Annotated in this window: 11 protein-coding genes; 6 read left to right on the plus strand and 5 right to left on the minus strand. The window is 68.3% G+C overall.

Features of this window, described 5'->3' with window-relative positions; all coding sequences use genetic code 11:
- Window positions 1–74 precede the first annotated feature (74 nt).
- Entirely contained in the window at window positions 75–968 is an 894-nt protein-coding gene (locus D5H75_RS15710) for a LysR family transcriptional regulator (RefSeq protein ID WP_119927217.1), read from the minus strand.
- 128 nt (window positions 969–1,096) lie between these two features.
- Between D5H75_RS15710 and D5H75_RS15715 the strand changes: the two genes are divergently transcribed.
- From D5H75_RS15715 to D5H75_RS15730, 4 genes are all read left to right on the plus strand, one after another.
- The gene (locus D5H75_RS15715) at window positions 1,097–2,299 is read left to right on the plus strand and encodes an FAD-dependent monooxygenase (protein WP_119927218.1); all 1,203 of its coding nucleotides are present in this window, start codon (window positions 1,097–1,099) and stop codon (window positions 2,297–2,299) included.
- 323 nt (window positions 2,300–2,622) lie between these two features.
- Complete coding sequence (locus D5H75_RS15720; protein ID WP_242454265.1) at window positions 2,623–4,131, plus strand: serine hydrolase domain-containing protein; 1,509 nt, start codon at window positions 2,623–2,625, stop codon at window positions 4,129–4,131.
- Window positions 4,132–4,159: 28 nt separating this feature from the next.
- Window positions 4,160–5,347, plus strand: a complete 1,188-nt coding sequence (locus D5H75_RS15725) for a serine hydrolase domain-containing protein (RefSeq protein WP_119927219.1) — start codon at window positions 4,160–4,162, stop codon at window positions 5,345–5,347.
- 991 nt (window positions 5,348–6,338) lie between these two features.
- The gene (locus tag D5H75_RS15730) at window positions 6,339–8,963 is read left to right on the plus strand and encodes a caspase family protein (protein ID WP_147425166.1); all 2,625 of its coding nucleotides are present in this window, start codon (window positions 6,339–6,341) and stop codon (window positions 8,961–8,963) included.
- Between the two features lie 70 nt (window positions 8,964–9,033).
- On the opposite strand, the gene D5H75_RS15735 is transcribed toward D5H75_RS15730, so the two are convergent.
- The 4 genes from D5H75_RS15735 to D5H75_RS15750 form a co-directional block, all read right to left on the minus strand.
- Window positions 9,034–10,191 (minus strand): MalY/PatB family protein, encoded by a 1,158-nt coding sequence (locus D5H75_RS15735; protein WP_119927221.1) that lies wholly within the window; start codon window positions 10,189–10,191, stop codon window positions 9,034–9,036.
- A gap of 1,906 nt (window positions 10,192–12,097) precedes the next feature.
- Entirely contained in the window at window positions 12,098–12,979 is an 882-nt protein-coding gene (locus D5H75_RS44515) for a very short patch repair endonuclease (RefSeq protein ID WP_119927222.1), read from the minus strand.
- The gene (locus D5H75_RS15745; protein WP_119927223.1) at window positions 12,976–14,283 is read right to left on the minus strand and encodes a DNA cytosine methyltransferase; all 1,308 of its coding nucleotides are present in this window, start codon (window positions 14,281–14,283) and stop codon (window positions 12,976–12,978) included. The genes D5H75_RS44515 and D5H75_RS15745 overlap by 4 nt, the downstream gene beginning before the upstream one ends.
- 78 nt (window positions 14,284–14,361) lie before the next feature.
- A complete protein-coding gene (locus D5H75_RS15750; RefSeq protein ID WP_202638198.1) occupies window positions 14,362–15,246 on the minus strand; it encodes an Eco29kI family restriction endonuclease in 885 nt (294 codons plus the stop codon).
- A gap of 161 nt (window positions 15,247–15,407) precedes the next feature.
- On the opposite strand from D5H75_RS15750, the gene D5H75_RS15755 reads away from it, so the two are divergent.
- Window positions 15,408–17,741, plus strand: a complete 2,334-nt coding sequence (locus D5H75_RS15755; protein WP_119927225.1) for an ATP-binding protein — start codon at window positions 15,408–15,410, stop codon at window positions 17,739–17,741.
- A 7-nt stretch (window positions 17,742–17,748) separates the two neighbouring features.
- A complete protein-coding gene (locus tag D5H75_RS15760) occupies window positions 17,749–19,416 on the plus strand; it encodes a DEAD/DEAH box helicase family protein (protein WP_119927226.1) in 1,668 nt (555 codons plus the stop codon).
- Window position 19,417: the final 1 nt, after the last annotated feature.

The following is a 19,417-nucleotide window of genomic DNA, read 5'->3' on the forward strand; positions in this document are numbered from 1 at the left end:
CGGCGGCGGGCCGGCGCTGCGCCTGATGGCGTCCGGTCCGCCGGACGCTTGTGGGTCACCGTGCTGTTCGGCGATCAGCTCTCTGCCCCGAGGGGGCCGAGATCGCGGGCGACCTCGGCCAGGGCCCGGACGAGGTCGTTCTCCGCGTCGCTGCGCCACACCAGGGCGTACGGCAGCGGCCCCATGTCGGTGACCGGCAGGTAGGTGAGGTCCGGCCGTACCCAGTAGCGGGCCATGTGGGCGGGAAAGAGCACGACGATCTCGGCCATGCTGGCGAGGATGATGGCGTCTTCCGTGTCCTGGATCACGGGGCCGCGCTCGATCGGGCGGCCGCGGCGGGTCTCGCGCGGGATGTAGGCGTCGTACCAGTAGCCGGGCACGGTGCCCGCCTCGGGGTGCTGGAAGTCGGCGGCCATCTCCAGGGAGACCGACGTGCGGCGGGTGAGCTCGTGGTCGGTGGAGACGGCCAGTACCCGGGGTTCGGCGAGCAGGGCCGGTCCCACCGTGAGATCGGGCTCGTCGATGGGCAGCCAGGCGAGCAGGACGTCGATGTCCCCGCGGCGCAGCGCGCCGAAGGAGTCGCTGAACGGGGTGCGCTGGATGCGCAGCTTCCACTGCGGGTGCCGCAGGTGGAAGACATCCCAGTAAGGGCGCAGGTCGTAGGTGTTGGCGGGCAGCATGCCGACCCGCAGCGTGCCGGTGATGCCCTGGGCGGCGAGCTGGGCGCGCCGCATGCTGTCCTTCAGCCCGGCGTACAGCGGCCGCAGGTCCTCGCGGAGCTGCCGCCCGACCGGCGTAAGCCGGACCGTGCGGTTGGAGCGCTCGAACAGCGGCGCGCCGACCTGCCGCTCCTGCTTCTGGATCGCCTGGGTGACGCGAGCGGGCGACAGGCACAGCCGGGCGGCGGTACGACCGAAGTGCAGCTCCTCGGCCAGGGTCAGGAAGATCTCGATGTCGCGTAGTTCCACGCCTGACCTGCTCCGTTTACTCACGCTGAAGGTGATCTTGCAGGATTCACCGTTGTTGTGGATGTTCACCGTACTTGATCCTCGAATCGCATGAATCGCCCCGAATCGTTCATTCGATGGAGCAAGTGATGGACGTCCTCATTTCCGGCGCCGGCGTGGCCGGGACCGCTCTGGCGTACTGGCTGCGCCACCACGATTTCACTCCTACCGTGGTGGAGCGGGCCGCGCGGGTGCGTGCGGGCGGGGGCGTGATGGGTTTGCGCGGCGAGGCCCTGGACGTGCTGGACCGCATGGCCCTGCTGGAGCGGGTCGAAGCGCTGAACCCGCTCATGGGCGGGGCGGCGAAGGCGGACGGTGGCGCCGCCCCGCCCGCGGTGGTCTTCGCGGGCGACCCGCGGATCCTCAGGGCGGACCTGATCGGCCTGCTGCACGAGGCCACCCGCCAGGAGGTCGAGTACGTCCTCGGCGACTCGATCGCCACGCTGGAGCAGGACGCCGACGGTGTGCGGGTCACCTTCGAACGCGGCCGGCCGCGCCGCTTCGACCTGGTGGCCGGCGCCGACGGGCTCCACTCTCACACCCGCTCGCTGGTCTTCGGGCCGCCCGAGCGGTTCGTCCGGCACCTGGGCATCTACACCGCGACCTTCAGCCTGCCCGGCCACCTCGGCCTGTCCGGCCACCTCGGCCTGCCCGGCCACCTCGGCCTGCCCGGCCACCTCGGCCTGTCCGGCATCAGCCGGCTCCCCAGCATGCCGGGCAAGGCGGCCGTCATTCTCGGCATTCGCGACGACGCCGAGGCCCGCGCGGAGCTGTACTTCACCTCCTGCCCGCTGGCCTATGACCGTGACGACGTCGCGCAGTGCAAGCGCATCGTGGCCGGGCGGTTCGCCGGCGAAGGCGGGCCGATCCCGCGCCTGCTGCGGGAGATGAGCAGGGCGCAGGACTTCTTCTTCGACGTCAACGCCCAGGTGGAGATGGACCGCTGGTCCTCGGGCCGGGTGGTGCTGCTCGGGGACGCCGGATTCGGCGCGGCGCCGACCTCGGGCCAGAGCGCTTCCCAGGCGCTCATCGGCGCTTACATCCTGGCCGGCGAGCTGGCCCTCGCCGGCGGCGAGCACACAACGGCGTTCGCCGCCTACGAGCGGGAGATGCGCGGCTTCGTCGCCGAGCATCAGCAGATGGGACGCGAAGGGGCCGACCGGATCTTCCTGGGCATCCCCTTCCGGGAGGCGCCGGACACGAACACCGCCGGCAGCCGGGAGACGGCCCACGCGCACCTGGTCAGGCTGAAGGACTACGCGCCCAGCTTCGCCGTACGGCGGCCACCGTAGCCGACGGAGATCATGAAGGCTCGATCCCCGCCGGCGAGCACGGACGCCCGGCCCTCGCACGGGTGTCCTGGTCCCCGCTGACCAACCTGCGCGCCTGCCACCGACAGGGCAGGGCCGCGTCAGCGGCCGCGTCAGGACGGCAACGGCCCGCTATCAGGGCGGCCGGTGATCGTGGATGCCATGAACGGTTCGGCAGTGGCGGCCTCGAGCCCGAGGACGATCTTCTCGGGCGACCCGGCCTGAGGCGTTCAGATACCCGCACTCCAGCGTCCGTGCGTTCACGTGACTTTTCGTACCGAATCTTTCTGAAGGAGCACACAGCCATGTCGATCATCCTCTCCGAGCAGGACCAGCTCACGTTGCGGACCGCCGCCTGGGGCGCGGTGTCGCTGATGTCCGCGGCCGGTGCCGCCGGCTCGGCGCACAAGGCCGCCACCGAGGGGTCCATCGCCCTGACGTCCGCGACCGGCCTGGTCGGGCACGTGCTGGCCCAGGCGCCCAAGGGCGTGAAGTACGGCAGGAGCGTGGCCGAGCTGGCCGACCAGGTGCTGCCCGCGCTGGCGGAGTCCGCGAGCCTGCTCCAGGAGCGGGACCCGGCCGAGGCCGCGAACTTCCGCCGTACCGTCCTGGTCGCCGTCGAGGCGTCCGCCCGGGGCGAGGCCGGCCCGACCATGACGGAGATGGCCCGCAAGATCACCGCGGCCCTCGACGCCGCCCCCGGGGGCGGCGCGCCGGCCGTCATGGGGGCCGGACAGGACCGTCCGGAGCTGGAGAAGATCCTCCAGGAGATGATCGACGCCGGTTTCGTCGGGGTGTCGCTGCGGGTGAACGACGAGCGCGGCGAGTGGGTCGGCACTGCCGGGGCGCGCGAGCTGGGTTCGCCGGAGCAGCCGCCGGCCGATGGCCGGTTCCGGGTCGGCAGCTCCACCAAGGCGTTCATCGCGACGCTGGTGCTGCAGTTGGTGGCCGAGGGCAGGATCGAGCTGGACAGCCCGGTGGCCGGCTGGCTGCCCGAGTTCGGCCTGGACGAGCGGATCACCGTACGGATGGTGCTGCAGCACACCAGCGGGATCTTCAACTACACCGGCGAGTACTACGAGGACGGGACGTTCGCGCCGGGAATCGCGTGGTCGGGCAAGGAGTGGGTGGAGGGCCGCTTCCGCACCTACCGGCCCGATGAGCTGGTACGGCTGGCGCTGTCCAAGCCGGCGCGGTTCGAGCCGGGCACGGACTGGAGCTACTCCAACACCAACTACGTGCTGGCCAGGCTGCTGATCGAGCGGGTCACGGGCCGCCCGTTCGCCGAGGAACTGCAGCGGCTGATCCTGGGCCCGCTGGGGATGACGGGCACCGAGGCGCCGGGCACCTCGACGGAGATCACCGGGCCGCACGCCCACGCCTACTACCGGTACGAGGACGGCGGCCGGGAGCACACGGTGGACGTCACCAGCCAGAACCCCTCATGGATCTCCGCCGGCGGCGACATGATCTCGACCACCCAGGACCTGCACACGTTCTTCTCCGCGCTGAACAGCGGCCGGCTGCTGCCCGCCGAACTGCTGACCGAGATGCGCAAGCCCGACCCGAAGATCGGCTACGGCCTGGGCATCTTCGAGCAGGACCTGGGCGAGAACGGCGGCACCGTCTACCACCACAACGGCGGCATGGCCGGCTCGGCGGCGCTGATGTACAGCACGCCCGACGGCAGCAGGACGATGACGGCCTCGATGACGTACGTGGACGACGCCGGCCTGTCCCTGGCGGCGGCGTTCCAGCAGGCGACACAGCGGCTCATGGACGCGGTGTTCGGCGACGGCCGTACCACGAACTGACAACAGCGACCCCGGAAACGAGGAAATCATGAAGACGACGATCAGCCGGCGCACGACCGTCGCAGCGCTCGCAACGGCGGCGCTGGCGGTGACCGCCACCCCTGCCACGGCCACTTCCACCGGGCCGGATCGCCCGGAGCTGCGCAAGGCGATGAACGCCTTCGTCGACGCCGGTTTCACCGGGATCCAGCTACGCGTACGCGATCGGCAGGGCGACTGGGCCGCCAGCGCCGGGGTGCGCAAACTGGGATTATCCGCCAAACCCCCGACCAACGGGAGCTTCTGGACGGGCAGCATCATCAAGACCTTCACCGCGACCATGATTCTGCAACTGGTGGCGGAGGGCAGGATCGCGCTGGACCGCCCCGCCGCCGACTATCTGCCCGGCTACGGGCTGGACGAGCGGATCACCGTACGCATGCTGCTGCGGCACACCAGCGGGCTCTTCAACTACACCGGCGAGTACAAGCCCGACGGGACCATGGACGAGCCGGGCGTCCCCGCCAACGGGGACGCGTGGGTGCCCTACCGGTTCAAGAGCTACAAGCCCGAGGAGCTGGTACGGCTGGCGCTGTCCAAGAAGCCGCGCTTCGAACCCGGGACGCAGTGGAGCTACTCCAACACCAACTACACGGTGGCGCTGCTGATGATCGAGAAGGTCACCGGTCGCTCCTACGCCACCGAGCTGAAGCGGCGCATCACCGGCCCGCTCGGACTGCGGGACACCCTCGCGGCGGGCGACCGCACGAGGACACTCCCCGGGCCGCACGCCCACGGCTACTACCAGTACCAGGGCAAGGTGATCGACCTCTCCCGCCAGAACCTGTCCCTGCTGACCGGCGCCGGCGACCTGATCTCCACCACGCAGGACCTGACCACGTTCTTCTCCGCGCTGAACGGCGGCAGGCTGCTGCCCGCCGAACTGCTGACCGAGATGCGCACGGCGATCCCCACCCCGCTCCCCCAGCAGGGCTACGGCCTCGGCATCTGGGCCCAGGACCTGGGCCCCGGCTGCGGCACCGTCTACCAGCACAACGGCAGCCCACCGCACGGCTACGGGGCGCTGATGTACAGCTCGCCCGACGGCAGCAAGACCCTGACCGCCTCGGTGACCTGGGTGGATTCGGCCACCAGAGGTCCGGTGAAGGACTTCCTCGGGCTTGTGGACGCCCTCGTCAAGCAGGAGTTCTGCGACCCGCCGGCCGCCGCCGAATAGGCACGGCCGGACGCCCTCTGCGAAGCGAGCGACCGCAGAGCGTCGCGGAAGGGGACGGCGGCCCGCCTCGCGACGACCTTGCGCCGGCACCGACAGACAGCCCGGCACCCACCGGCCCGTCAAGGCGCTGATCGTGCGGATGGTCCAGGGAACCGGGGGTGGCCCAAGTGGTACGGAGCAGCTCGGCGTGGAGCCGGCCGTCGAAGAACGCCGCCGCGATCCGGTGGGCGACGTGGGCGGCCGTCGCCGACTCGCCGCTGCCGCCGCCCCCCGGGGGGTAGAGGACGGTCATGTACAGGCCGCCCAGGCGTTCGTCGGCGGGTGGCGGCCAACAAGGGCGGCCGGCTCACATCGGCGCCGCACCGGTCCCAGAGGCCCGACGCCGCGGCGATTGCGCTGTTGAGGACGCTCATGCTGCCTCATTGTTGCGATCCTCACCGGTCTCGGAGGGCCGGTGCTGCAGTCCCGCGCCAGGCCCTTGTTGCCCTTGGACCCAAGGTTGCGATCCTCACCGGTCTCGGAGGGCCGGTGCTGTGGTCTGCGATCAGGGAGAAGCGCACACCGTAAGGAGATCATGGCACTTCCATCGAAACACATGCGTCGATTGTCCGTTTTTCAGTTGGGCGTGCATGGCGTGTCCCGCGTCCACTTGGGGTTCCTAGATCACGTACTTCTCGGGATTCCTAGCCGGGTCCAGGTCGAGGCTCTCGACCATCGACCCACAAAAGATCATGAGCCACCGGACATGCCCGCGATTAGCGACTGGGTATCAGCCCCAACAGACTCATGCTTCCCCAAGATCACCGGCTTGGCCTGCTCGCTTCACCAAACGGCCCCATCTCACGAGCGGCGGGTTCGCGTGGGCCGAGCACCGGGTTGCGGCCGCAACGGATCCTGATGCCTCCTGACGCGACTCAGGTAGCACCCCTGTGATCGTCGGCGATATCGGTTAGGGCGCCGGTTTCCCGTCGTCCCTCCCAGGAGGGGGCAGATGGTGGACGAGAGGGTTCAACTGCGGTTACAGGTGGTCGATCCCGCCGCGGACGCTCAGGAACTGGACGAGGTCACCTCCGGGCTCAGAGAGGAACTGCTCGATCTGGACGCGGTCGTCAGCGCCGCGGAGGGAGGAGAGAGCCCTCCGGGCGCCCGGGCGGTCCTGTCGTTCACGCTCGGGGGCCTGGTGATCGCGCTGGCCGGCACCGAACTGCTCGCCTCGATCGTGAACGGCGTGATCGCCTGGCTCAATCGCCACCAGCACCGTTCCGTCAAGCTGGACATCGACGGCGACGTTCTGGAACTGACCGGCATACCCTCCCAGGAGCAACGTCGACTCACCGAGGTCTGGCTGCGGCGCCGCGACCGGCCGGTCGCGCCCGCGCGGACCGGCCGGCGCCTGGCGCTGATCGTGGCCGGCGACGAGTTCCAGGACCCGGGACTGCGGCGGCTGCGCGCGCCGGCGCTGGACGCCGAGGCCCTGGCCAGGGTGCTGAGCGACGAAGCCATCGGCGGGTTCGACGTGCGCACGATGCTCAACGAGCCCACGGCCGTCGTCAACGAGGCCGTGGAGGACTTCTTCGCCGACCGTGACCCCGACGACCTGCTGTTGCTGCATTTCTCCGGCCACGGCGTCAAGGACGACAACGGAGAGCTGTACCTCGCCACGCCCAGCACCAAGCTCAACAGGCTCGCCGCCACCGGGGTGTCGGCGGAGTTCGTCAACCGGCAGATGAGCCGCAGCCGATGCCGGCGCATCGTCCTGCTACTGGACTGCTGCTATGCGGGCGCCTTCGCGCGCGGGGCGCTGCCCCGCGCGGGAGCGGCCGTCTACGTCGAGGAGCAGTTCGGCGGCCGTGGGAGGGTGGTCATCACGGCCTCCAACGCCCTGGAATACGCCTTCGACGGCACCGACCTGGCCGACGCGCAGGAGCCCGGGTCGCCGTCGGTGTTCACCCGCGCCCTGGTGGAGGGACTCAAGACCGGCGAGGCCGATCGTGACCAGGACGGCTACGTGGGCATCCATGAGCTGTACGACTACGTCTACGACCGGGTGCGGGCCATCACACCGAAGCAGACGCCGGGCAAGTGGACCTTCGACGTGCAGGGCGAACTGATCATCGCGCGGCGCAGCCGTCCCGTGGACCGGCCCGCGCCGCTGCCGAGCGAACTGCAGGAGGCCGTCGACCACCCGATCGCCAAGATCAGAGCGGGCGCGATCGACGAGCTGGAGCGGTTGCGGCACAGCAGGCACGCCGGGCTCGCGCTGGCGGCGCGGCTGGCGTTGGAGAGGCTGGCCCACGACGACAGCCGGTCGGTGTCCGCGGCGGCCGCCCGCGCGCTCGGCCGTTCCGCCGAAGGCGTCGAACGGACGGCCTCCTCCCCGCACCCGGCCGCGCCGCCCTCTCAAGCCACCGCGGCGACGTCCACCACGCCGGGTGCCGCGAGTGACGACCGTACCCGGGGCGGGGCGAGTGACGACCGTACCCGGGGCGGGACGGGTGACGGCCGTAGCGCCCGGAGCACGTCGGGCCAGGGCCCTGCCTCGACGGCCGTATCGCCTGAGAGGGCGCCCGGCCGTGCGGCGATCGCGGGCGAAGGACGCGACACGGCCGACGGTGGCACCGATGCGGCGCTCCCGGCCGTCACCTCTGTGAAGACCGGGGAGTCCCGGAGCGGATACCCCGTGGCAGGGGACGCAGCCCCCGGTACGGCGGGCAGGCGGTCGTGGCCGGCCCTGGCGTCGCGGGTTCCGGCGCTGCTGGCGGGGCTGCTCCTGATACTCAGCTCAGGAGGCCGCGAGCTGAATGTCGGCGAGCTCGCGGGAATACTGGCCGAGCACATCCTTTGGCTCTGGTTCCTGACCGCGGCGGCCTTCGGGATCGCGCTGCTGCCCGAAGGCCGCTGGCGCGACGCCAGCCTCGGCGCGGGCGCGGGTCTGGCCGGGCTCCACCTGGGGATGCTCGCCTACCTCGACACGACCGGCTACAGCAGCCTGGTGAAGGGGATCTTCATCCTGGTGGCCGGCCTGGTGATCCTGCTGATCGCGTTCGTGGAGACGGCCCTGGCCCAGCCGGACGGCGGATGGTGGAAGGTCGCGGGCGGCGTCGGGAGCGCGCTCACGCTCGTCGCGATCGTCATCAACCAGCAGAACCCCCACGGTGTGAAGGACGATCCCTTCGAGGAACCGTCATGGCTGGCGGTGTTCACGGCCGTCGTACTCCTGACCGGGTTCTTCGCCGGCCGCGTGCTCCGGGTGTGGCGGACGGAGCCGGCACGCGCGCCGCTGCTGCTGAGTGCTGCGGCCACGCTCCTGGTCCTGGTGGACGTGTGCGTCTTCTATCCGCAGGCGAGCGGCTCGGATTATCCGCACGCCCCGCTGTACGCGCCCGCCCTGTTGGTGCTGCTGCTCATGACCGCCCAGGTGATCGGTGACCGGCCGGAGCTGACGGCGGCGGTCCAGCTCGCCGTCATCGCGGGACTGGTGCACAACCTGGTGCAAGTCCAGACCTGGCCCGTGTTCGTGGGGGTGCTCTTCGCCGCCGCGGCGTGTGCCTGCGCGGCGGTGTACGTCACCGACGCGGGTACGGGCCCGTCAGGGACGGCGAGCGTCCTGCGATGAGCTCCGCAGGCCCGCCGGTGGTCACGCCTCCCCCGACGCGGTGACGGGACCCCTCGCCTCAGGCGTACGGTCAGGACGGGCGGGGGGTGGGGGTCGCTGCGGTGAGGCGGGTGAGGATCTGTCGCAGGACCGGGGCTGGGGTGCCGAAGTTGAGGCGGGCGAAGCCCTCGCCCTCGGGGCCGAAGCTGGGGCCGGGTACGAGCTTGACGCCCGCGTGGTCCAGGAAGAAGGCGGCCGGGTCCCGGTCCAGGGCGAGCGGGCGGCAGTCGAGCCAGGCGAGGTAGGCGGCCTCGGGGGTGCGGAACCGGACGCCGGGCGGGAGGTGGTCGGCCAGGAGGGCGCGGTTGCGGTCGAGTGTGGCCAGCGCCTCCTTGAGCCAGTCGTCGCACTGTTCCCAGGCGGCGATGGTCGCGGTGACGCTGAGGGCGCTGACGTCGCCGAAGAGCTGGGGCGGGTAGTCCGCCAGGGCGCGGCGGAGGCCCTCGTGGCCGACGTGCGCCACCGAGCAGCGCAGCCCGGCGAGGTTGAAGCCCTTGCTCGCGGAGTTGAGGGTGACCGTCCGGGCGGCGGCGCCGGAGCCGACCGAGGCGAACGGGATGTGCTCGTGCGGCGCGTACACCAGGTCGGACAGGATCTCGTCGGAGACGACCAGCAGGTCGTGGCGCTCGGCCACCTCCGCGATGGCCTCCAGCTCGTCCCGCCGGAACGCGCGGCCCGTCGGGTTGTGCGGGTTGACCAGCACGAGGACCCGGCAGCCCGCCGCGTCTTCCGCGAGCCTCCCGGCGTCGAAGCTCCAGCCGTCCGGGGTGTCGATCATGGGGATCGGGACTGTGCGCCGGCCCATGAGCTCCAGGGTCCCCAGGTACGGCGGGTACGCCGGGGTGTGGATCAGCACACCGTCCCCCGGCTCGGTCCCGGCGAACAGCACGACCTGGAGCGCCTGGATCAGCTCGGTGAACACCCGCGTGTGCGCCGGGTCGGGGCGCCAGCCGTACAGTCTGTCCATCCGGGCCGTGAACGCCTCGCCCAGGGGGTTGGCGACGTCCTCGGAGTCCCAGGACGGGTAGCCCAGCTCACGGTCCGCGTGCCGCGCGATGGCCTCGCGGACGGCGGCGGGGACCGGGAAGTCCATGTCCGCGATCCAGGCGGGCAGCACGTCGGGCCCCACCGCGTTCCACTTCACACCCTCGCGCGCCCGCAGGAAATCGAGGTCGAGATCGTCGAACATGGCACCCTCCCGATCGAAGTACGGCCACCGCCCGTGTGCGCGGCGGCCAGGGAAAGCGTAGTTACGCCAGATGTGGATGCGTTTGACGGTTTTCCCGCTCGGACGCAACATTCTTGCGCGCCCCCGACGACCTCCGCCTCCTGCTCACGGGGCCAGGTGTGGCCCCACGCGCCTTTCAGCCCGGAAAGGGGCGGGATGAAGCGGGGGCGCGTACGTCGAGCCGGGGCTGTTCGGTCTGGGTGACGCGGTGGTGGATGGAGGCCGGATTTCACCTGTCGGTCGGTGAATTCCGCGGCGCGAAGAAGGGATCGGCACCGGCGGGGCCGGATGGCTTGTCTACGCCGACGAGGACGGCCTGGTATCAGGGAACCTTTCTTCGCTCGGCCCGGGAGCGGTTCGGACTGGGCGAATCCGTGGGCGGGGCATCGGGGGCCTCCTCTGTGACATCGTGGCAGCGCGGTCGAGGCGATCGCGATGCTCCGGGAGCGGTGGGGCGTTTCGCTGATTCACCGGCGTGGGCCGTACATCCTCTCAAGAGCAGGGGTCATGACGGTGGGCCTGTCGATGGAGGAGAGCGACTGGGCAGCGGCTGGATGGGCACAGGCGACCGGCGGACCTGCGCGAAACAGGTGATCGGCGCTTGGGCAGTCGCGAGTGCGGGGGCGGGAGGCACCTGGCGGAGGATGGCGGGGTGAGCGGCGCGGGGTGCCTGGACGCCCGGTTTTCAGAACCGGGGGTGGGGTGGAGTCCCGGTCGGGAGGGTGGGGGTGGGGTTGTGGGCGTAGCTGGTCATGGCAGCCGGACTCGGTGTCCTGGGACAGGTGGGGAGGGGAAGGGCAGGCGCCGTACGCCGGTGGATCGGGGTCGCGGAGGACGGGATCGCGGAAGGGGCGGAGTGATCGTGTGTAGAGGACGTCGTAGGAGTGGGCCAGGCACGAGGTCCAGCGAAGGGCGTTGTCGGGGAGGCGGGCCCCGGCCATCCGCCTTCGTGCTTGAGGCGGTGGTCGCGGCAGGCGGCGGTGGGCCTGGCCCGGGTCCGGCGGCGGGAAGCCGGCGGCTCGCCACGCCTCGTGTTGCGCGGCCAGGTTCGCCACGATGGCCCGCCAGGGGCGGGAGACTGCGGGATTCGCGGCGAGGGCGGTGAGGTCGGCCTGGGTCAGGTGGAGTTCGACGGCCCGCCGCGTGCTCCGTCACGGCCCAGGACGGCGGGGCGCTCACGGGTGAGGCAGGCGAACACCAAGGCCAGGCGTCGTCGGTCAGGGCGAGCCGCCACTCGCCGCCGGTCTGCGCGAGGACCAGGTCACGCGCCTGATCAGGGTGGACGGACCCCCAGCCGACAAGATGACCGGGCCGGAGATCCCGACCGATCAGAGCGGCCAGGCCGACTCGGACCTCCACCCCCCGCCCCCGCCCGCCCCACGTCAACGTCCTCCGCCTTCCCGCCGACATGTACGTCGAACCGTCCCGTATGGGCGCGGTCCTCCAATCCTCCGCCTGCGCGCGGGTCATGGCGGTGACCTCGTTGTCGCTGATGAAGTGGGCGCGCAGCGGCGTGGGCATGCTTCCCTCTGCGAGCAGCACCCCGTTCCCGCGCTGAGTGGGGTCGAGGGCTCCGGCGTTGTAGTCGCGGCTCGCCCAGCCCTGGCCGGGGATTGTGTCCGAGGCTTGCGGGGTCGTGCAGCGCAAGGTCCAGCGGACGGACAGGGTGTCGCGCAGCTTGGTGGGCACCACGTCCGCAGAGGGTCGCTGGGTGGCCGCCGAGACGACGATGCCGGAGGTTCGCCCGAGAGAGACCAGGTCTCACAGCAGGCGGACGATGCCCTTGCCATGCCGCTCGTTGGTGGTGAAGACCTGGATCTCGTCGATGTGCAGGACGAGCAGGGGCATGATCAGCTCGGCGGAGAGCTCAGCAGCCGTTTGGTCTACTTCCAGGCCTTGGTTCCGCCGGTCCGGCAGCGCCGGGAGATGAATTTTCTCTCGATCTGGTCGAAGACCGATTTGTCGATGATGACCGGGTGGACGACGCGCCTCGCACGACTGCCGCGATGCGAGCGGCGGCCGCCGACACCTCCTCATGCTCCCAGATCCGGATGACGGTCCAGCCCGCTTTGGCGAGCAGCATGTTGGTGTCCTGATCGCGCCGTTGGTTGGCGGAGATCTTCTCGTGCCAGAAGTCGAAGTTCTTCTGCGACGGCCGGTAATGGGCGGGTTCGGGGCAGCCGTGCCAGTAGCAACCATCGACGAAGACTGCGACCTTGGCCTTGGTGAATACCAGATCGGCGGTACGCCGGACCTCCGCGAGCGGTCGGCGGGCGACCCGGTAGCGCAGGCCGAGAGCATGTACGGCGGAGCGTAGCCGACGCTCGGGTCTGGTGTCTCGGCTCCGGTTGGCCTTCATCGCTTGCCGAACAGCTGGACTGGATGCCCAGGAGAACTCCACTGGTGACGCCGATGGCGGCGCGAGCAGCCCCTGGGCATGCGCCGCCCGCCACGCCGCGGCGAGATTCTCCGCGCGGGTTTCGTGATCGACCTCGCCCACATAGAGAGCCGGGGACTTGCCCTTGTCCGACCAGCGGAGATAGGCGCGAATACGACGAGTCTTGGTGTAGACCTTGAGCTCGATGGAGGCGCACGCGCGACGCCCATCACCGAGATCGACATACCGCGCCTCGTGGCCACCAGCGGCACGGTCCTGCTCCGCCGAGCGTCCCTCACGGGTGCGGGCACGCCCCTTCCAGGCCCGTGGAGGAGGCGGCTTGTCCTTCCATCGCCCTTCTCCTGAGGTCATCCTCGTGCCTCAGACTCACGCAACGTTTCCGCTACCGCCTTCGCGAAGACCTCGCCCAGCCGGACCGGAACGGCATTGCCCAGTTGCCGCATCTGCTCACCACGAGGGCCTTCCAGTCGCCAGCTATCGGGAAAGGTCATGACCCGGGCCGTTTCGCGTACGGTCATGTAGCGGTGTGTCCCATCGTCGAGAAGCATGACCGACTCGCCGCCTGGGACCCCGTGGACGCCAGCTTTGACCGTCTTGGCCGGGCGGTCAAGCTCGTTGGGAGTGTGGCCCGCGTAGATGCGGGCACCCGGCCAGCCGATGTGATCAGTGACGTTGCCCAGATTGCGCTCTCTGCGGTCGAGGAATTCCGGCGGGATGGGAGGCAACGGCTTGCCCTCGTTCTCCTCGATGCCTCTAATCGCGTCCCGCAGGGTCCGCCACGGCTGGAGCCTGTCCGCCCGTGAGATCGTGTTGGGAATCCGAGCCATGACATGTTTGCGAACGCCAGCGGGTACCTCATGGCGCTCCCAATAAGTCCCGTCGAGCATCGACTGGAAGAGCGCGTCCTCTGAGTGTGTAGGCCGCACCCTGTACTGGAACGCCTCCAGATCGACATTCAGGTCCGCCCGGAAGGCAACGATGATGATGCGTTGCCGTACCTGCGGGACGCCGTAGTCCGCCGCGTTCACCTGGGTCACCACGACCTGGTAGCGCTGAGCCGGATCAACGGTCCCTTCGGCGAGCTTTCGCCGAAGCACCTCATCGTGCTCCTGCCAGAGCACGTCGCCGCCCCGCTCTTCGAAGGGGAGCTCCATCTCGCGCACGATGTAGTCGAAGTAGGGCTTGAAGGAGGGGCGAAGTAGACCACGGACGTTCTCGCAGATGACCGCTTTCGGCTTCATCTCGCGGATCGCGCGGAACATCTCGGGAAACATGTTTCGCTTGTCCTCGTCCCCCTTAGCGATTCCACCCAAGCTGAACGGCTGGCACGGCGGGCCGCCCGCGAGAACGTCCACTTTGCCTTCTAGGTACGAGAACCGGACCTTCCGGATGTCACCGACGGCCAGCGGGGGCCGCTCGCCCGGCCCAGGAATCCAGAGACAGTCAGAGTCACCCTCGGTCTCAGCGGCCTCGATGTCCACAGGGATCGGCTTCTCCCCGTTGATGGCGAGAGTCTCACACGCCCGCTTGGCGAACTCGTTGAACAGCAAGGGGCGGAAGCCCGCACGCTGGACACCCATCGCCAGGCCACCACCACCCGCGAACAGTTCGACCGCCGTGCGATCCTGTTCGAGGCCTTCTGGCTGTTCAGACATCCTCAAAGTGTACCGCGGACTTTGTGATCTTCAAGGGCTTTCGGAAATCAGTTCGAGACTAGCTTCCGTCAAGCTAAGTCAAACGCCGCTCTGCTCGGCCGCCAGGGTGTTCACCTCCGCGACCTCTTCGGGATCGGGGAGCGCGTCTGACGTGTCCCCCACCGCGACCCATCGCACCTCCGTCAGGTCTAGCCCGAAGGCCGCGTTCTCCGACAGAAACGCATCCGGTCGGTAGACGCGCAGCCGTCGGTCGGCCGCTCCCTTCTTGGCCGGCGACCAGATCATGTTCGCCCGCTGGCCACGGAGCCGTCTCAGCTCTGTCTCCCTCGACGGATCGCTCTCCTCCAGCGAGAAGACCGCGATCCCGGCGCGAATCCGGGCCTCCATCTCCGCGCGAGTGAATCGTCTGTTGCACAGCAGTCCCTTCGCGCGCGGGCGCCCCGGGTGGATCGAATCCCAGATGGACCTGGCGTTGTCCCGCGCGGTCCCCGCCGGATTGGCGCCGAATCCCGGCATCAACGTGTTCCACAGGACGGGGGCGTAGGCTCTCAGCAGTGCCCGCTCCCCGAGCACGATCCAGACGTCATCCAGGGGAAGGAGACGGATGTCGAAGTCGGTCACCGCGAGGTTGCAGGAAGCCTCGGCGATGCTCGCCCCGTGCTTACCGACCCGGGCGAAGAGGGCAGGCTTGGTCTCATCCGGAGGATCACCATAGCTGCTGTTGCCGGCCTCCGCTTTGCCCACATAGATCGGGACATCCTTACTCTTGAGCTCGGCGTAGAGCGGATGATCCCCTTTGTAGTACAAGGCATATAGTCCTGCGCCAGGGAACTCCTCCAAGGACTCCAGAGGCTCTCTGCGCTGGCCGTCCAGCGCCTCACGCAGATTCCGGCTCAGCTGGTCGAGGTTCAGCGGATCGAACTTCGGACGTATGTCCGTCGAAGCCAGCGGGGGAAGGGTCATGGCCGAGAGGGTAGCGGGAATCTCTGGAGGCACGGAGACCCCTATTGATACCCTATTGATAGGCAATTTTTGTCGGACCTCGCGATTGCCCTGCGGGCCGGGACACGAGCCGCCGGAGCGAGCGCACGTCATCAGCACCTTCCGCTTACGAGGGAGACCCGGTGTCGCTTCAGGTCAACGTGCGCCCACACGGCAGGATCTTGTCTGTCTTGGGTGACATCGAGTTCTCTCAGTGGCAGTGCCTCGCCGAGTTGATCGACAACTCCTTCGACGACTTCCTCTCTCAGGGCTCGGATGCCTATGTCTCCGAACGCCCGACTGTCACGGTGTCACTGCCTGGGCGGAACAGCGAGGTGCGCACTGCCGAGGTCTGGATCCGTGACAACGGGCGGGGCATGGACCTCGAAACGCTTACCAATGCCGTACGCGCGGGGTGGACTAGCAACAGCCGCTACGGTTCACTCGGCTTATACGGCATGGGCTTCAATATCGCGACGGCCCGCCTCGGGCGGCTGACGACCATCAAGACCACCCGCGCGGGCGATCCGTCATGGACGGTCATCACCCTGAACCTAGATCAGCTGGCCAGCGGCGACGACTACCTGGTGCCGGTACGACACGAACCAAAGGACGACATTGGCGAACACGGCACGCAGATCATCATCGGCAAGCTGAAGCCGGATCAGCGGCAAGCGCTCTCCAAGCAGGAAATCAAGATCCGCGAGCAGCTCGGCGACGTCTATAGCTACCTCCTGCGGGAGCACGGATTCGTCATCACCGTGAACGGCAAGAAGGTCGCCCCGCGCCTCCCGTGCGTCTGGGATGAGTCCCGGACGGTCATCAGGAGCGGCGTTGAGATCCCGGCGGTCATCAGGATCGACGAGCCGCTTCCTCCGGCCAAGGCGTGCATGGATTGCGGCCGCTGGAACAAGGACTGGGTCGACGAGTGCGATGACTGCCAGAGCACCCGCCTCGAACTCCGTGGTCGGCGGATCTGGGGCTGGATCGGCGTGCAGCGCTACCTCCACAAGAGCGACTACGGGATTGATTTTCTCCGCAACGGCCGCAAGATCCTCATTAGGAGCAAACGCCCCTTCTTCTGGGAAGACCCAGACACTCTCGAAGAGGAGCTGGAGTACCCCATAGACTCCCAGCGTGGACGCGGCCGAATCATCGGCGAGATCCACTGCGACCACGTCCAGGTGAACTACCAGAAAAACGCATTCGAGTACGATAGTCCCGAGTGGCGCAGGATTGTCCGCACCATCCGAGGGGATAGTCCGCTCCGCGAAAAGATCGCTAAGCGACTCGGCCTTCCTCAGAACGAAAGCCCACTCGCCAAGCTCTTCACGGGATATCGCCGCGAAGACCCAGGGCTAAAATACCTGGTCCCTGGCGACGGTCGGCAGGCGTTGTTCGACAAGGCCGTCGAGTGGGCCAAGAAGTTCCGCGACGGTCACCCCGACTACCAGACAGACCAAATCTGGTACGACGCCGCCTATCAGCATGATCATCCGGTAGTCCCGGAGCCCACGAACAAGCCCGCGGACCCCTTCGAAGAGATGGGACTCGGTGATCCCATCGAGGCCGGCTCTGAAGAGCAGGGTGAATCCACGGGTGGATCCACCACGCCTGCGCCCGACCCCACGCCGACGCCACCAGATCCCGTGGAGACACTCGATCAGCGGCTAGAGCGCTACAGGAGCAACGCCACCCAGATCGTCGACCTATCAGGTCGTTACGAGGCTCCTGACCTCGGATCTGTGGAGCTGACCGTCTGGGCAGTACGCGAACGAGAACTCACCGACCCCGCCGGAAACGTGGTCCCTGTCTTCCGCCAGATGACGCGCGCCCCCCAATTGGAGATCTTCATCGCGACCAACCACCCGCTACTTACGGACTACGGCATCGAGGCGCGGGACCTCGCGATGATCGAAGTCGCGGAGTACATGCGGGTCCGAGGCGCGCCCGCTGGCCGAGACCCCAAGCCGCTCACCGCTGCGCTCTTCGAAATCAAGAGCAGAGCGGTCGATCAGAAGCTCACCCCCGCTATCCTCGCCAGCCGCGCGGGCCGACTCCTCGACCGTTTGCGCGACGCCATGCAGCGCGAGATCAAAGGGGCGCCCTCGGCGTACTGGGATATGCTTCAAGAGTCGGAGCGGACGCTTACGCAGCAGCGTTTCGCGATCGAAGCCGGCGACACCCCGTGGGAGACCGTCGTCGAATCGGGCGACTTCGTCCTCTATCTTCCTGCAAGCGCGCTAGTCCGCCTCCTGGAGAAGCGCCCCGACGCGTTCCTAGACGGCAAAGTATTCAAGCGCCCCTACGTCAAGCTGACGGACGACACTTCTCGTTCGCTCATTGTCTCGCGTCTGGTGGGCTACGTCAGCGACCTCGCTCTGATGGAACGCCAGCCCCGGCTGGGCACCATCGAGCTCAAGCGCGTCCAGCTGAGCTGCCTGCTCGTGGAAGCCGACCTCGGCGATACGGAATAGGCCGCCAATGACGGGTTCCTCTTTCCTCGATCCTCCCTTCCTGCTGGAGCTCGGGCCGAACCAGTTCCCGAGACAGATCGAACGCTTGCTCTGGCACCTCGGCTTCACGGATGTCGCGAACATCGACGGTTCCGGCGACGAGGGCGGCGATCTTCTCGGCAGGCGCGGCACCGAGGACTGGGTGCTCCAGTGCAAGTGGAAGAAGAACGGCGCGGTCGGCGCGGCCGCCGTCGATGAAGTGGCGCGTGCCCGTGACGCCTACCGCGCGGCCAAAGCTGCGGTCGTCACCAACACGCGGATCAGCGCCGACGCCATCCGCCGGATCGATCAGCTCGCTCTGCTCGCTCCACGGATCAACCTCTGGCCAGGACTGACCCTGCAACAGGCCTTCGGCAAAGCCCCTGACCGTTTCACTGAGATCCGCCTGCGCCCGTACCAGGCCGAGGCATGCCAGGCGCTGAACCGCTCACTCGACGAGACTGGTCGCGCTCTGCTCATCCTCGCCACCGGGATGGGGAAGACGGTGGTCAGCGGTGAAGTCATCAACGAGCATCTCCAGCAGTTCCCCTGTGACCAGATCCTCGTCGTCGCGCACACCAAGGACCTGGTGGACCAGTTGGAGCGAGCGCTCTGGCGACACCTGCCCAAGAGCGTGAAGACCCGGCTACTTACCGGCGAGGAGCGCCCGGACGACCTCTCTGGGGTCACCTGCGCGACGCTCGCCAGCGCGCTCTACGCCGTACGGCGCGGCTACCGACCTGGCCTGATCGTCGTGGACGAATGTCATCATGTCGGGGAGAACGGCCAATACAGCCAACTACTCGACACTCTCGCCGACTCCCGCCAGCTCGGCGTCACCGCGACACCTTGGCGCGGCGACGAATACGACATCACGCACCGCTTCGGCGAAGCGTCATTCACCCTTGGCATTGAGGAAGGCATGCGCCAGGGCTACCTGGCTCAAGTGGATTACCGGCTCTTCGTCGACAATATCGACTGGGACGCGGTCCACGACGCCAGCAGGAACTCGTACAGCATCGGTGATCTCAACGCCAGGCTCTTTCTACCGCAGCGTGATGAGGCGATCCGCGACGAGCTGGCGTCCGTTTGGGGAAGCGTCCCACGCCCTCGCGCGCTCGTCTTCTGCCGCACCATCGAACACGCCGAGCGACTAGCTGATCTCCTGCGCCGCAACGCCCCGTGGCCAAAGGTCCTGGCCATTCATGCTGGGCTGCCTAAGCGCGAACGCCAGACCCGCCTGCTGGCCTTCCGGTCCGGCCAGGTTCCCATCCTCACCTCAGTCGACGTCCTCAACGAAGGCGTCGACGTACCAGATGTCAACATCCTCTGTTTCGCCCGAGTGACACACAGCCGGCGCATCTTCGTCCAGCAGTTAGGACGAGGACTGCGCCTACGAGAGGGCAAAGAACGCGTCGCCGTCCTCGACTTCGTCAGCGACCTGCGCCGCATCGCTGCCGCCCTCCACCTCCGTCGCGAGCTCGAAGCCGACGACATCGAGGTAATCGCCGACCTCGGTCGCTCCTCCATCAAGTTCTCCGATCAGCGAGTCGACTCCCTCATGAACGAATGGATCAAGGACGCCGCGTCCTTGGAGACCGCATACGATGACGCTCGTCTCCAATTTCCCGATCCGTTCGTCCTCCCTGGTTGGTAAC

This window comes from Bailinhaonella thermotolerans (genome assembly GCF_003594875.1).
Classification (GTDB): Bacteria; Actinomycetota; Actinomycetes; order Streptosporangiales; family Streptosporangiaceae; genus Bailinhaonella; species Bailinhaonella thermotolerans.

What these genes read in the sequence shown, in the direction of transcription:
- D5H75_RS15725 (WP_119927219.1), top strand. Translation starts at nt 4,160, where the DNA reads ATGAAGACGACGATCAGCCGGCGCACGACCGTCGCAGCGCTCGCAACG.
- D5H75_RS15750 (WP_202638198.1), bottom strand. Translation starts at nt 15,246, where the DNA reads ATGACCCTTCCCCCGCTGGCTTCGACGGACATACGTCCGAAGTTCGAT.
- D5H75_RS15735 (WP_119927221.1), bottom strand. Translation starts at nt 10,191, where the DNA reads ATGTTCGACGATCTCGACCTCGATTTCCTGCGGGCGCGCGAGGGTGTG.
- D5H75_RS15745 (WP_119927223.1), bottom strand. Translation starts at nt 14,283, where the DNA reads ATGTCTGAACAGCCAGAAGGCCTCGAACAGGATCGCACGGCGGTCGAA.
- D5H75_RS15730 (WP_147425166.1), top strand. Translation starts at nt 6,339, where the DNA reads ATGGTGGACGAGAGGGTTCAACTGCGGTTACAGGTGGTCGATCCCGCC.
- D5H75_RS15760 (WP_119927226.1), top strand. Translation starts at nt 17,749, where the DNA reads ATGACGGGTTCCTCTTTCCTCGATCCTCCCTTCCTGCTGGAGCTCGGG.
- D5H75_RS15715 (WP_119927218.1), top strand. Translation starts at nt 1,097, where the DNA reads ATGGACGTCCTCATTTCCGGCGCCGGCGTGGCCGGGACCGCTCTGGCG.
- D5H75_RS44515 (WP_119927222.1), bottom strand. Translation starts at nt 12,979, where the DNA reads ATGACCTCAGGAGAAGGGCGATGGAAGGACAAGCCGCCTCCTCCACGG.
- D5H75_RS15720 (WP_242454265.1), top strand. Translation starts at nt 2,623, where the DNA reads ATGTCGATCATCCTCTCCGAGCAGGACCAGCTCACGTTGCGGACCGCC.